Source organism: Undibacterium sp. GW821-FHT07F11, assembly GCF_059418665.1.
The window spans coordinates 686,164-700,985 of record NZ_JBWKQH010000001.1 but is presented as its reverse complement, the minus strand read 5'-3'; the positions used below and the strand labels follow the sequence as shown (position 1 = coordinate 700,985).

The following is a 14,822-nucleotide window of genomic DNA, read 5'->3' as shown; positions in this document are numbered from 1 at the left end:
GGACTTCGGTCATATCTAAAGCTGAAATGTCATGCTGCTAAACTCCTGGACTGGCCAGTTTAATAAAGTCAACACCAGGCTTAAAAGCCAGTCTTAAAAACCGGATTTCAGACTAGCAAGTTTTTCAAGCTGCGGCAATAGTAAGCAAATTCGTCCTTTTTCTCTATCCTTGTTTTTCGGCCTTGATTTTTGACCTTGAAGTAAGGATGAAATTCTTTCCGTGCTTCAGGTATCGAGTTTTACCTCATGTTCCAATTCGGTAATCAGATTGGAGTGTGTCATATCCACCAGGTTGCGGCGTATCCATTGATGGGCGGGGTTGCGGCTATCGCGCTCGTGCCACAGCATGTCTACGTGTACATCCGGCATGGCGAAAGGCAATTCTTTCCAGACCAGGGCTTCGGTCATACCTGTGGCAGCAACCAGATGGCGCGGCAGCACCGTCAGCAAATCAGAATTTGATACCACGCGACCACTGGTAAAGAATTGATTAACTGTCAATACAATGCGCCTTTCACGTCCCATCTGGCTCAGGGCTTCATCCACCAGGCCATGCGCGCGGCCAGAAAAACTCACCAGCAAGTGTTTGGCATTGCAGTAGTCGTCCAGTGTCAGTTTTTTATTGGCCAAAGGGTGATTTTGGCGCATGACAACAACATAGTGACCGGAATACAGCCGTTCATGGCGGATTGCGCTATTGGCCGCGCCTTGCCCGCCCGTAAGCTGGGCGACAACGCCGGGGAAGAAACCGATGGCGATATCAATGTCACCACGCATCAGCATAGGGCGCGGTTCACGGGTGGTCAGCGGCACCATGCGTACATTCACTCGGGGCGCTTCTTTTTCCAGGACATTCACCAGCGTGGGCATCCACAAGGCAGCAGTCGCGTCCGACATCGCCATCCTGAAGGTGGTTTGCGCCTGTGATACATCAAAGCTGGTCGGGGCAATCGCACTTTCCAGGCTGGACAGTGCCTGGCGTATCGCTGGCCACAGAGTTTCAGCACGCGGCGTGGGCTTCACGCCATAGGCTGTGCGTATCAATAACTCATCCCCCAGCGAATGGCGCAAGCGTTTCAGGGCATTGGATACGGCTGGCTGGGTCATGGCCAGCTTGTCTGCCGCACGGGTCAGGTTTTGCTCGATCATGACGGCATCAAAAACACGCAGGAGATTCAAATCCAATGTCAGAAAATTCACGTTATTTGCTCCGGTTGGTAGGTCAATAATAAGTTACTGACAATTATTCATGAACAGCATAATTGATATGGTAAATCAAAATTAGAATTATATGATGCGGTGCAATATTATGACGTCATTACAAAGTGTTTAAAGAGTGGAGTAAATCATGACTTTCCTGAATATCGCCTTCCCTGCAGCCAGTGCCCTGCCAGTTTCCCAAATCGCTATCAGTGCCGTTGTTGGCGCTGCCCGTCCATTGTTGGGTCTGGGTATCCTGGCCACCATGCTCATCGTTTTCAAGCCTATGCTGCTAGGCATGTTGCGTGCTGCTTTGCTGCTTATCAGCCCAAAACAATCCCGTGAAGAAAAAACAGCGTCACGTAATTTGCGCAATATGCTGACTATCCGCCGCATCGCCAATGATCTGGACCGTAGTTCGCCAAACATGGCAGCTGAATTGCGTGCCCTGGCTGCACGTGGCTAACCGCCCGTGGCTAACCGCCCGTGGCTAAACAGTAGCACGATTAAATAAGTAATTGGCCTTATGCAACATTCATCTGCGTATTCTCTGGCTGGCGGTGCAGTCCAGAGCCCGGTAGTGACACAGCGCCAGCCACGTGTGGTGGCTGGTTCCAGGAGTCTGGCGTCCATGCTGCCTACCATCCTGACGACAGGTCTGGTGAGCCTGGTGGCAACAGCCGTCTTGCGCCTGATGTGGATGGGTTGGGGCCATGACTTTGTTGGTGCCTGGATGGAAGCCTGGCTGACTGTATGGCCTATCGCTTTTCCGGCAGCCTATATCAGCAAACCTTTGGTCAATAAGCTGGCACGTATGCTGAGCAAGCCTGTGCCAACTGAGCATGCGCTGGGTGCCAGTGCCATCATGCAGGCGTCTGAGCAGGCGACAGCAAAGAGTGGCTTGAAACGCAAACCCGTATTATTGCCAGTACATCGTTGATTGCGCTGATTGCATATAAGTAGTGCGTTGGACAAGATTGAAGAGCCGCAGGTAATCAACCTGCGGCTTTTTTGTTTTTAGCGTCAGACAGCTCAGTGCATTGCTCCATATACTCTTGCATGGTTTCTTCCTGGATCTTCCGGATGCTGCCATCTTTTTCCATATTGCGTAAAACCGCTTCCACAGCAGGCGCCAGTTGCTGATGCCTGGCATGCAGGAAGTGGTAACCCAGGCGTTTTTCCAGCGATGGCTCAAGTATGCGTATGTGGTTCAAGCCTAGTTTTCGCACCAGGCAAAAACTGAAACGGGAGTCAACGGCGACATCGGTGCGCCCGGCTTCGAGCTTTCTGAACAGTGATTCCAGGCTGGGGGCAGTTTCTTTTTGCGCCACATTCCTGAGCCTGTCTTCAAGATAGGGAATCCCGCTGACATAACCGACTACATAGGGTTTCAGGCTATCGAAGCTATCCACGGTGATATTATTTTTCGCTGTAAATACCACCGCTTCTTCATAGACGATGGGTATGTCTATCTTGATGGAGTCTGGCAAACCTGTATCTATGACTTTGGCAGAAACACCGTCCAGCCTGCCGCCGTTCCACATGCTGATCGCCCGCGCGGCTGGCGTGGCAATGAAATTAAGCTTGATGCCCAGTTGTTCGTAAGCCTTGATCAGGACTTTTTGAGAGATGATCGTACTCGGGCGATTTGCATCGGACAGCGAGATATCCAGCCTGCGCTCTTCACGACTTTGTGACTGTCCTTGCGCCAGGGTCGGTGATAGCAGCATGCTGCCAGTGAGCATTAGCAACAACCATGTGGTGGATAGGCGCATGCGGTCCCCGGAAGAATGAGCATCGTGGAGTGGTGGAGGCTGATGATATTTATACACCCCTTGTGCCCGCATTTCCAGTTTGTGCAAAAAAACAAAACGCGGCCGTAGCCGCGTTTTTGTCATTGCCAGAAAACGATGGTTTACGCTGCCAGGCGTTTTTCCAGGGCGACACGGGTCGCTTCCAGATCGGCTGGCAAGTGGTAGGCCAGTTTTTCAAACAGCTCGGCATGCAGTTTCAATTCTGCTTCCCAGGCTGCCTTGTCGATGGAAGTGATGGTATCGAACTGCGCTTGCGTGAAGTTCAGACCTTCCCAGTTCAGGTCGGCAAAGGTAGGCGTGACACCAAAGATGTTTTCCACACCGTTTGCTTTGCCTTCTATGCGTTCCAGCATCCATTTCAACACGCGCATATTGTCGCCAAAACCTGGCCAGACAAATTTGCCGTTTTCATCCGTACGGAACCAGTTGACGCAGAAAATGGCTGGTTGTGTTGCGCCTGCCGCTTCTATCTTCTTGCCCATATCCAGCCAGTGCTGGAAATAGTCGCTCATGTTGTAACCCATGAAAGGCAGCATGGCGAAAGGATCACGACGTACTACACCTTGCTGGCCAACGGCAGCAGCCGTGGTTTCAGAACCCATGGTGGCTGCCATGTAGACGCCTTCTACCCAGTTGCGGGCTTCAGTCACCAGCGGCACAGTCGTTGAGCGACGGCCACCAAAGATGAAGGCCGAGATAGGCACGCCTGCCGGGTCATCCCAGGCTGCGTCGATAACCGGGTTTTGGGTTGCTGCAACCGTGAAACGCGCATTTGGATGAGCGGCTTTACGGCCTGTCTCCTTGGCGATTTCTGGTGTCCAGTCCTTGCCTTGCCAGTCGATCAGGTGCGCTGGGGCTTCTTTGCTCATGCCTTCCCACCAGACATCGCCATCATCGGTCAGGCCGACATTGGTGAAAATGGTGTTGGCGGTCAACGACGCCATGCAATTGGAGTTGGTAGCGGTATTGGTGCCAGGCGCTACGCCAAAATAACCGGCTTCAGGATTGATCGCATACAAACGACCATCCTTGCCAGGTTTGATCCAGGCAATGTCATCACCAATCGTTGTGACTTTCCAGCCCTTGATGGCGGGGATCAACATGGCGAAATTGGTTTTGCCGCAGGCAGACGGGAAAGCCGCTGCGACATAATGCTTCTTGCCTTCTGGCGATTCGACACCCAGGATCAGCATGTGTTCTGCCAGCCAGCCCTGGTCACGGCCCATGGTGGAGGCAATACGCAAGGCAAAGCATTTTTTGCCCAGCAGTGCATTGCCACCATAACCGGAACCGAAGGACCAGATTTCGCGCGTTTCTGGATAATGCACGATGTATTTGGTGTTATTGCAAGGCCATGCAACGTCAGCCTGGCCTTCTGCCAATGGTGCGCCTACGGTATGTACGCAAGGGACAAAATCACCATCCGTACCCAGTACGTCATACACAGCCTGACCCATGCGCGTCATGATGCGCATGTTGACGGCAACGTAAGGGGAGTCAGACAATTCCACGCCTATGTGGGCGATGGGTGAACCCAGCGGGCCCATGGAAAAAGGCACGACATACATGGTGCGGCCACGCATACAGCCATCAAACATGGGGTTCAGGGTGGCGCGCATTTCTGCCGGTGCCATCCAGTTATTGGTCGGGCCTGCATCTTCCTTGTTGGTTGAGCAGATATAGGTGCGGTCTTCGACACGGGCGACATCCGATGGATCGGAGCAGGCCAGGTAACTATTGGGGCGCTTGGCTTCATTGAGTTTTTTCATGGTGCCAGCGGCAACCATTTGTGCGCACAGACGGTCATACTCTTCTTGCGAGCCGTCACACCAATAGATATTGTCAGGTTTGGTCAAAGCCGCCATTTCGGCGATCCAGTTGATCAATTTCTGATGTTTCACGTAAGCGGGTGCGTTCAATGCAGCCACACCTTTCATGATGGGTTGATTCACGATACTACCTCCAATGCCATTTCAATAAAAAAACCGGTGTAGCGGCACGGCAGGATCGTCGTTAGATTGTGGCGATGCGATCGCAGGAGCGCTCAAGCAAGGCGAACACCATAGCGGCGGTTCTGTCGGATAATACGAAGACAAGAGGGTGTCTTGGCTCCTGGCTTGCGCCCGGCAGGATGGCGCGGGGCGGAAGAATCTAAAAGCTACGTAGGCGGACATTGTACACGCGAGTCTGGCAGGAAGCGAATTTTGCCTCAGTTTCATTATCATTGTTTTACGTTTTATGAAAGTGAAGATTTTTCAACCCAGACTTGAATAAAACCCGGAATAAAGATTTTCCCTGATTTTAAAGAATGTATAAGGATGAACCATGAAAATAGCCATACTTGATGATTACCAAGACGTAGTCCGGCAGCTGCCTTGCTTTGACTTATTGAAGGATCATGAAGTCAAAGTCTTCAACAATACTGCCGTGGGAATTGGTCAACTGGCGATACGTCTGCAGCCTTTTGACGCCGTGGTACTGATACGCGAACGCACCCGCCTGACGCGCGCGCTCATGCAAAAATTGCCAAATTTAAAGCTGATATCACAAACCGGCAAGGTAGCAGGCAATATTGATATGGAAGCAGCGGCTGAACTGGGTATTACCGTCGTAGAAGGTATCGGTGACCCGACTGCACCGGCTGAACTGACCTGGACACTGATCATGGCAGCTTCACGTCGCCTGACCAATTATGCACAGCTCTTGCAGGAAGGCGCCTGGCAAACCTCCTCCCTTCATCCTGTACATAACCAGCTGGGACGGGTTTTGAAGAAGCGTACTCTGGGCATCTGGGGTTACGGCAAGATCGGCAAGCTCATCGCTGGCTATGCCCGCGCCTTTGGCATGCAAGTCATGGTCTGGGGACGTGAACCCAGCCGTGCGCAGGCAGCCACAGATGGTTTGCTGGTAGCGGCATCCAAAGAGGCTTTTTTTGCCGAGTGCGACATCATCAGCATGCACTTGCGATTGAATGATGCGACGCGCGACATCGTCAGCTCGGCTGATCTGGCCCTGATGAAGCCGGATGCCTTGTTCGTCAATACCAGCCGCGCAGAACTGGTGCAGGCTGGCGCACTGGAAGCGGCGCTGGATGCTGGTCGCCCCGGTTTTGCCGCGATTGATGTTTTCGAGAGCGAACCCGTCGCGGCAGATCATCCACTACTGCACAGGGAAAATGTATTGGCCACCCCGCATCTGGGTTATGTAGAACAGGCCAGTTATGAATTGTATTTCCGCATTGCCTTCCAGAACATCCTCGACCACGTTGCGGCATCCTGATCTTTAATGCAGGAAATTGAGCGGGCAGCATGCGCTGCCCGTGCAAGCCTTCTGGCTCAATGTCACTTTCTCCCTGCTCCCAGAGCTAACTCACCTGGCTGGCACCGGCAGGACTTATTGTTCCAAAGTGTATGACTATTGTAGCTTTAGCTTGCTATACGGTTACCGACTTGTAGGCTGTGTAATCTCTGGTAACAGCCTCTTTATAGTCAAAAAAACAAAGCTAGAATCAGCACGCTCAACATCATAAAAAGAGATAAAAACACATGCTTTGCGGGTTACTTGCCGGGCTGCGATGTCGCATGTTTTTTAATAGTCCGCGAATGACGATTCTATCCAGCTCAACAAGTAGCAAACACCAGGGAGCATTTCATGAAGTCTTTTTTCAAAGCAGCCGTGCAAATCGTATTTTCATTCCTGCTGCTTTTTGCGGGTAACAGTTATGCGCAAAGCCTTGCGCTACCCTCACCTGACTGTACAAACAAACTGCCAGTCGCCAAAAGCCACACTATTGCCTACATCAACTACCAGAATCAGTCCGGGCAAATTACCTTCTGGGAGAGCGATAATTTTTGTTATGCCGACAAGGCAGTATGGTGGGAGCCGGGTTCTGCGGCCTATCTGACCCAACGCGCATCCGTCTATAGCCCGGTTGACCCGGCGACTGATCCTGTGGGTACAAAACGGCCCGTCATTATCTTCACTCATCCGAATGGGCAGACAGAAAAATTCATGTTCAAGGAAAGCAGCACACCGAGCGACAATCCGTATGCAACTTCGACCTTGTTCCAGAGCGTACTGATGCAGGCACTGAATGCTGGCTACACCGTAATCTCACTGGAATTCAGGCATCCGATTGCATCTTATGATGCCAAATTCAATCCAGCCCCCGGTAACACCGACATTCGTGACGGCATACAATTCATGCGTTACAACGCAGAGCAGTTGCATATTGATCCCGACAATCTCTTTTTGGTTGGCCAGTCACGTGGTTCATTGAATATGCTGTGGGGTATTAAAGACAATGCGGCTGGCAGTGACGCGCAGCGACCATGGCGTTCAGTATCATCCAAGGCCAGTGCCATCTGGGATTACCAGGCGCAGACTTGTTATGACCGTAGTACGGTAGAAAATACTTTTGTACTGCCCTCTTCCTATGCAGTCTTTGAAGCGGATCCAAAATTCCCGCAACCGCCAGGCTACAAGGCAGGCTGTTCACTGGGCGCTGTAGTAAATTCATCATCGATTCCACCCATGGTGCTGATGTACGATGAAGCGCCAGTGAGTATCAGCACAGTGAGCTTGCAGAATTATTGCTCTACCGACTGGTCCAGTCAGTATTGCTGGAAGAAGTTGAAATGGCATGATGCAGACAACATCTGGAATACCTGGTTTGATGAGCACGATGCCAACTTCGGTGTGGCGATGAATCTGGCATATGACAAGGCTGGTGCAGGTGCCCGCATACAGGCTTGCTATGGGGTTGCCATCACCTACGATGATCCGTCAGGTCCATGGAATGGCTATCGCGGGTTTACCAATTTCTTTAATCAATACCGCACTGTACCGGTAGCAAATGCTGCTGCGCCTTTCCAATGTCCACAGGTAAAGCATACACCGCCACCAGGCTGATGATCATTTTCTGGCACAAGGCTACAATAACTTGAACTCGCAGTCTGGCCGTGATCTTGCATGGTAGGCGGCCAGCAAACCGGCCAGTTGGGCGCGTGTGCCTACGTCCAGTTTGGCAAATATTTTCATCAGGTGATGTTTGATCGTGATTTCACTGAGACAAAGCAGCTCGGAAATTTCACGGTTGGTCTTGCCCTGACCGACATGCCGTGCAATTTCAGATTCGCGTCTGGTCAGCGTATTGAGTTTGCTTTCAAACTGGCTGAAATCATTGAAGTGCTCGATGACCTTGCACATCACTTCGTGAACAAGCGGACATAATTGTCTGAGCAGCGCGGCCTTCTGTTGATCGAAATGATCATCAACACCAAAGAAACTGTAATAGGTACCGACGCAGCGTTCAGCATCAAACACACCATGCGAGGCGAGATTGTTGAAGCCGGTGTTGCGGAAGTGTTCGAACCAAAGCGGTGGGATATCTTCCCATGGATTGTTGACTGAAAAGAATTGCGGTTCTTGCGTCGCGATCCAGCGCCGCAAAATCGGCGAATCCATGCCACCGGCTTTATTGCGTATGTTGTCGAGATGGGCAACCGGGAAATTATCGGTAATGACGTAATCAAGCCCCACACCACCGGCGTGTACACGCCCATAACCACAGTAAATGGCTGCATGCGGATAAAGAGGATGAATTGACTTGCGCAGCCATTGTTTAAAACCGTCGACAGTAATAACGGATGCAGCTTCTGACAGCAATTGATCAATCAAATTCTTCCCCCCATCATCTGAGACTGGTCAGATTATCTGCAAGGACATTGCACTGTCAATGACGTGCCGGAAGATGGAATCGGGTGTTTTTCAGAGTGCCAAATGATGGCTAAATCCTGTAGGAACTCTAACAATCTGTTTGCTTCCAGAGAAAAAAGCATCAAGCCACAATCCATGCTGTGCATGCTTTTTAGCATGCAGTTTCTTTGTGACATTTTCTCTGATTCAAATGGTTACAATAAATTCTGGGACTGAGTGCCTGGATAACAACAACTATAAGTTGCTTCGGTGATGTGCTAAGAGGCTCTTGCAAAATCAAGATAACCTGGTGCCCTGGTCAATGAGGCACAACAATGCCAGGCTAATTATGCAGCAGCCTCCGATTCAACAAGCGCTGAAAAGAGATACATCCTGCCAACTTGCCATGACTAACCGTCTGGATGGTCATGGCAGGCTGGCGATGGATCAGGCTCTAGTTCGGCGTGGGTGAAGATGGTGCAATAGCTATTGGCCTGGACGGATACGCTCCGATGAACAGTGGCGAGTTCGGGGCAAATGCACCACGGTAGCCAAGCCGCTTCGACAATGCCGGATGCCCGCCGCTGGCTGCGGGACTATTCGGAGAGGACAGGGCCATGGAATATCCGTTACCAGGTGATGGCACTGAAATCAGTGGATGGACGTTCTTGCCGTGCACATCGAATCCAGCGGCTTGTGCGCCGGTATTCCCGGTGAGCGTGGCATATGCCTGGCTGTAGCGTACCAGGTGATCACTTCTGTCGCTATAGCAGAGGTTGTTATCAAAGGTATTGAATTTAGAAATATCCAGGCCAGTCGTAACGAAACACTTGGCACTGGCACTGGTATCTGCAGCATAAAAGATCAGGTTATTGACTACATTGTGGCCAGATCCCGTCGATGTCATTTGTATGGCCCTGCTGTAGGCGTCTGCACCACTGATATAAATCGAGTTATTACGTACGGTCAGATTAGTATCGACGGCATCCTCGGCCCTGACATTACCAGAAGGTGCGGTGATACCGACCACGGTCGCTTTGGGTGAATTAGTCCAGGCAATTACATTATCTTCAATCACGCAATTCGGGCACGAGCCAATGTCAATCGCCGTTGCGCCGACATTCACTACATGGTTACCGCGCACAATCGCACCAGGGAAAGCTTCCGTGATAGTGGGATATCCAGGTGCGACCTGAATGCCGTAGCAACCATCAGTCGCGCCGCTCGATTCATCCACGATATTATTTTCGATGACAAGACCATTGGCGGTTCCATGAATAATCAAAGGCGCACCCTGGCATTGACCGTAGGTGCCGCAAGCATAGCCAGTACCTAGTGTGCACATGGCAGATCGAGTCAGCTTGTTGCCGCGTATTACTGCACCAGTAAAGTTCTGTGCCGTAAGGTAAATATTATGATTACGTGACAGGGGAACACCTGTCGTCGCGATAAAGCCATTGTTGTCGAAGGTATTTCCTTCTATCAGCAAATTGGGGCCACCGCCGAGGAAACCTTGAGTGCTGTTGTCATGGATGTAGGAATTACGCAGTGTCAGGTTCTTGGTCACGACACCAAGGACACGGCCATCTGATGGATAGACACCCAGGGTAAAACCGCTAATGTCGAGGTTTTCCAGCAACACATCGCTAACGTCGTTATAAGTATTGATACCGGTAGCGTCAGCGATACCATTCATCCCCACTCCAACACATTTGATGTTCTTGAATGTAAAACCCTCCTTGTGCACGGGTATTGCGCCACCGTTGGTAATAACCAGGCAACTTGCCTGTTTCCCTGTCAAGGTAATCAGGGGTTTGGCAGAACCGCTATAGCCTGTTGGCGCATAATCGGCGATGACAATGTGATTTGTTGCCGTGCCTCTGTTATTGCCAGTCCAGAATGCCGAGGTGACTGATGTCCACGAGCCATTCTTTGCAAGCAGTATCTGATCGCCCGCAGATACTTTATCCAATAGGGCATTGGCAGCAGCCAGACTGCGCTTGGGGGCCGATGGCGAGGTGCCGGGATTGGCATCATTGCCGGGCACGCACATGGCATCCGCGCCCGCCTGGCAGTCAGAGAAATAATAGTCCGTTGCCTGAGCCGAAGCCGAGGCAAGAACCAGCAATCCATACGCAAATATCGTCTTCATGAATGGTCTTTCGAATTTGTTGTTAATCATTCGCTCCGCGTGATTACGCATGGACGCGAATTTGATTGGTGGCCACGGGTGGCCGGATGTGATGTCAAGCAGCAGCGTTCAATTTACGGAGTGGCAGCCTGCACGACCGCCTGGTTCAGGTATTGCAGCTCACTTTCCGCATCTACTGTCGTGGCTGAAGCCCAGAAATACCAGGTGCCGATCGCCAGTCCGTTGATGGATGTCGACAATGCCTGCGGGTTTTGTACTGTTGTCAGTAAAGCAGGTGCCAGGTCGTATTGAGTCTTGCTGCCATACACCTTGTAGCCTGTCAGCCCCGTCAGCCCGCCCAATAAAGTGCCATCCGCCCTGGTCAATGGCGCTTTCCACTTGACGGTGACCGGTGCGCCGGTTTGGCCGATTGGTTGTACAGGTAAGTACTTGAAGCTGGCCGTGACACTTTTCGCTGCATTCATGGTGACTACGCAAGTCGGGTTACTGCCTGAGCAGGCGCCACCCCAGCTGCCCAGAGTCATGTATTTATTGGCAGGGATGGCGGTCAGGGTCACATTGGTACCGGCACTAAAATTACTGACGCAGGTATTGTCGCAGCGTATGCCGGTCGGTTCAGCGCTGACACGGCCAGTTCCGGTCAGGCTGATGCTCAGGCTGAAGCTGTTGTTTTGCGCCTGGACTGGGCTGGCAGGCAGTACACCAGTGGTCACAAGAAAAATGCTTGTAAGGGTAAGAAGGGGAAGTCGTAAAGGGAAATTCATTGGCTATCCTTTTCATGTACAGGTAGATGAAAATTGAATCATTCGGCTGACGCCTGCAAATTCAGGTACAGCAGACATTTGCAGACTTATCAGAGCGGCAAGCGTACTGCCTTTGATTTATTGCGTATATGGCACTTTCGTTCCTTTTCGTTATGAATTGCGCAAGCCAGCTTGTGAAGGAAGCTGAAAATCATTTACAAGCAAATGACCCAGACTGGATGTGCTGCATGGAACCCGGGATGACGAGTGTGGACACAGCTAGTTTTGACAGTTTTCCAACATCCAGCAAAATATTTCAAAATTAACATTGCAAATACTTTAATTTTGTAAAAAATGCACTAAACTCTAGCGTCAGGGCCAGCGCACAGGGGCTAACACTCGCGAGTGATCGATTTTTATCATTTGGGATATTTCTTCATGATTACTGCCGACCAATAATTCCTGAAACTGGCTATTGCCTCTACGAAACTGAAGCTGCGTCCATGTCAATTGATGTTGGGAGAGCCTTGCGATGAGACTATTGATGCCACATTCTGGAATAGTAAAGGGCGTGCTAGGCATGCTGGCCCGGCATGAGCTCAGCGCCAATCAGCGCAAACCCCATGTCAGGCAACTTATTTATGTGGCTTTGCCATGTGCATTGTTGCTGGCACTGGCAAATTATTTGCAGTCCGGCTATCCACTTCCCGGCATGATCGTTGCTGCCACAGCCCTGCTCATGCTGGGAACGGCTTTTTTCCTGTCCAGTCAGGAAAAATTGCTGGCCATGGCCGAGTCCCTGCTCTTGCTGTTTGCCCTGCTGGCCAGTGTGACGCTGGGTTTGCTGGGTGGCATTGCGGGTAGTGGCATCTTGTGGATTTATGCTTTCCCCTTCCTGGCATTGTGGCTCAAGGGGCAGCGCCAGGGGGCGCAATGGAGCCTGGTGTGGCTGCTGGCCATGGTATTGAGCATGCTGGCGGGCAGCAGCATTTTTCCTTTCGCTTATAACTATGATGAAAAATTTGTGCTGCAAGCCAGTGCAGCCCTACTGTTTTATTCCGGCATTGCACTGGCCTATAATTTCAGCCGCAGCCAGCTGGAAGAAAAACTGTATGTCAGCGAACAAGGGGTACAGGCCAAGACCCGCGACTATATGGCCAAGCTGGAACAGGCTGCTTATCAGGATGGCGTCACCGGCTTACCCAACCGCCTGCGCTTGCTGGATATTCTGGGCAGGGAAATCAGCGCAGCCCAGGAACGCGGACATACCCTGCTGGTGGCACACATACGCCTGAAAAAGATGTTTGAGACGGCCAACATCATAGGCACGGATGCCAGCGATAAACTGATACGCAATATTGCCGCCACCATGACGGCCACGGTCGGTTCGCGCGGTATATTCGCCCGCATCAGGCGTGATGAATTCGTCTGCATCTACCGCAAGCATTCTGAAGATATCAGCGCAACTGAAATCATCAAGGACGTGCTGGCCTTCCGTCTCGAATACAAAATCAACGATTACGCAATTCACATAGACCATACCATAGGCGTCGCCAGCTTCCCTGGCCATGCAAGTGATGCCGAAACCCTGTTGCGAAAGGCGGCGCAAGCCATGCTGCAGGCGCAGTTTGCCAACCAGGCACTGGCTTTTTATGATGAAAGACTTGAGCAACAATTCAGCAGGCAGCAACTGCTTTTCGCACAATTGCATGAGGCCCTGCAAAAAGGCGGGCTCAGCCTGCATTACCAGGGCCTGATTGATTTGCAGAGTGGCGCTGTCATCGGTGCAGAAGCTTTAGCCCGCTGGATAGACCCGGTATCCGGCCCGATAGCACCGTCAGAATTCATCCCCATTGCAGAAAAATCCGGTCTCATCAAACCCTTTACACTATGGGTTATGCGTGAAGCCTTTGGCCAGCTCGCCAGATGGCGTGCCGAAGGACTGGATCTGTTCGTCTCCATCAACCTGTCCTCGCGGTCAATACTGGATAACCAGCTCGTCGATGATTTGCGCGGCTTGCTCAAGGAATTCAATCTGCCCGCCGAATACGTAGTGCTGGAACTGACCGAGGCCAATTTTGCCGATTCGCCAGAAACTGCACTGCAAACCATTTTGAGCCTGCACAAGCTGGGCTTCCGCCAGTCCATCGATGACTATGGTACCGGTTACTCTTCCTTGTCTTACCTCAAAAACCTGAAGATCGATGAGCTCAAGATAGACCAGAGTTTCATGCGCAGCATGGCAACAGATGCCAGCAGCCGCGCCATTGTGCAGTCGACGATACAACTGGCGCATAATCTGAACCTCAAGGTAGTGGCCGAGGGCATAGAAAACGCCAAAACCGAACAACAGCTGAAAGAAATGGGCTGCGACATAGCCCAGGGCTATTATTATTGCAAGCCCATGCCTGCCGATGTGTTTAACCAATGGGCGCGCTCATGGCAAATTAATCGCAGGGCAGTGTTGTCGGCCTGAGAGCTTCTTTTTGCAATCCCCTGTGAAAAGGCTTAGCATGCGGGTTCGTCCCCATTACTTGCTATTCCTATCCCCATGCCCATGCCTTATTCACTGCAAAAGAAAATCAAACAATTCAGCCTGGGTCTGTTGATCTGCCTTATGTTCATGGCAGCTGCCATTTCTACTCTGGGTTTGCGGGATCAGGTGGTGGCAGCGGATGTGGTGGTCGTGCCGGGCAATACTGTTAATGCTGATGGCAAGCCATCCGAGCGTCTGCGTGGTCGCCTGAATGCGGCATTGCGTCTGTATGCCACGCAACAGTGCAAAGCCATCCTGGTCAGTGGCGGCATTGGTGAAGAAGGTCATGATGAAGCTGCCGTCATGAAAAAATACCTGGTCGACCATGGCGTGCCAGACGCGGCTGTCTATACCGATAATCAGGGTGTCACTACTTTTGCTACGGCAAAAGCTGCGGCAGCCCTGATGCGAGAGAAAAACTGGAAAACCAGCATGCTGGCCAGCCAGTTTTTTCATATAGCGCGTTTTCAACTGGCGATGAAGAAGTATGGCGTGACGCCTGTGGGACATGTGCATTCTACGCATTACGAAGTGCGGGATGCCTATTCACTGGCACGTGAGGTGGTGGCGTATTTTGAGTATACGTTTAGTAATCCGCAGGTGGAGTGAGCTTGCTATGTTGAGCTAAACAGGATGCGGTAATTTAGTTTCACGCCCCTTGCTTTTGATTTTCATTTAAT

General features: G+C 51.4%; 12 protein-coding genes. 6 read left to right on the top strand and 6 right to left on the bottom strand.

The features are described from left to right. Window positions 1-225: 225 nt before the first annotated feature. Window positions 226-1,200, bottom strand: a complete 975-nt coding sequence (locus tag AC07OI_RS02970; RefSeq protein WP_492707627.1) for a LysR family transcriptional regulator — start codon at window positions 1,198-1,200, stop codon at window positions 226-228. Between the two features lie 148 nt (window positions 1,201-1,348). Here AC07OI_RS02970 and AC07OI_RS02965 point away from each other — a divergent pair, with 148 nt between their 5' ends. Further along, entirely contained in the window at window positions 1,349-1,666 is a 318-nt protein-coding gene (locus AC07OI_RS02965; protein WP_492707628.1) for a hypothetical protein, read from the top strand. A 60-nt stretch (window positions 1,667-1,726) separates the two neighbouring features. Beyond that, window positions 1,727-2,140, top strand: coding sequence for a DUF2798 domain-containing protein (locus AC07OI_RS02960; protein WP_492707630.1), 414 nt, complete (start codon window positions 1,727-1,729; stop codon window positions 2,138-2,140). 55 nt (window positions 2,141-2,195) lie between these two features. On the opposite strand, the gene AC07OI_RS02955 is transcribed toward AC07OI_RS02960, so the two are convergent. Both AC07OI_RS02955 and AC07OI_RS02950 read right to left on the bottom strand, forming a co-directional pair. Continuing rightward, on the bottom strand, window positions 2,196-2,975 hold the full coding sequence (locus tag AC07OI_RS02955) for a substrate-binding periplasmic protein (RefSeq protein WP_495256253.1): 780 nt from the start codon (window positions 2,973-2,975) through the stop codon (window positions 2,196-2,198). A 140-nt stretch (window positions 2,976-3,115) separates the two neighbouring features. Beyond that, entirely contained in the window at window positions 3,116-4,966 is a 1,851-nt protein-coding gene (locus AC07OI_RS02950; protein WP_495256252.1) for a phosphoenolpyruvate carboxykinase (GTP), read from the bottom strand. A gap of 373 nt (window positions 4,967-5,339) precedes the next feature. Between AC07OI_RS02950 and AC07OI_RS02945 the strand changes: the two genes are divergently transcribed. After that, window positions 5,340-6,293, top strand: coding sequence for a D-2-hydroxyacid dehydrogenase family protein (locus AC07OI_RS02945; protein ID WP_495256251.1), 954 nt, complete (start codon window positions 5,340-5,342; stop codon window positions 6,291-6,293). A gap of 372 nt (window positions 6,294-6,665) precedes the next feature. Continuing rightward, a complete protein-coding gene (locus AC07OI_RS02940) occupies window positions 6,666-7,925 on the top strand; it encodes a hypothetical protein (RefSeq protein ID WP_495256250.1) in 1,260 nt (419 codons plus the stop codon). A 21-nt stretch (window positions 7,926-7,946) separates the two neighbouring features. Here the strand turns inward: AC07OI_RS02940 and AC07OI_RS02935 are convergent, their stop codons facing one another. The 3 genes from AC07OI_RS02935 to AC07OI_RS02925 form a co-directional block, all read right to left on the bottom strand. Then, on the bottom strand, window positions 7,947-8,693 hold the full coding sequence (locus AC07OI_RS02935) for a helix-turn-helix domain-containing protein (RefSeq protein WP_495256249.1): 747 nt from the start codon (window positions 8,691-8,693) through the stop codon (window positions 7,947-7,949). A gap of 472 nt (window positions 8,694-9,165) precedes the next feature. Beyond that, window positions 9,166-10,863, bottom strand: coding sequence for a right-handed parallel beta-helix repeat-containing protein (locus AC07OI_RS02930; RefSeq protein ID WP_495256248.1), 1,698 nt, complete (start codon window positions 10,861-10,863; stop codon window positions 9,166-9,168). Between the two features lie 113 nt (window positions 10,864-10,976). Beyond that, on the bottom strand, window positions 10,977-11,576 hold the full coding sequence (locus tag AC07OI_RS02925) for an InlB B-repeat-containing protein (RefSeq protein ID WP_495256247.1): 600 nt from the start codon (window positions 11,574-11,576) through the stop codon (window positions 10,977-10,979). A 574-nt stretch (window positions 11,577-12,150) separates the two neighbouring features. On the opposite strand from AC07OI_RS02925, the gene AC07OI_RS02920 reads away from it, so the two are divergent. After that, complete coding sequence (locus AC07OI_RS02920) at window positions 12,151-14,082, top strand: putative bifunctional diguanylate cyclase/phosphodiesterase (RefSeq protein ID WP_495256246.1); 1,932 nt, start codon at window positions 12,151-12,153, stop codon at window positions 14,080-14,082. A gap of 75 nt (window positions 14,083-14,157) precedes the next feature. Continuing rightward, window positions 14,158-14,751 (top strand): YdcF family protein, encoded by a 594-nt coding sequence (locus AC07OI_RS02915; RefSeq protein ID WP_492707646.1) that lies wholly within the window; start codon window positions 14,158-14,160, stop codon window positions 14,749-14,751. Window positions 14,752-14,822 lie beyond the last annotated feature (71 nt).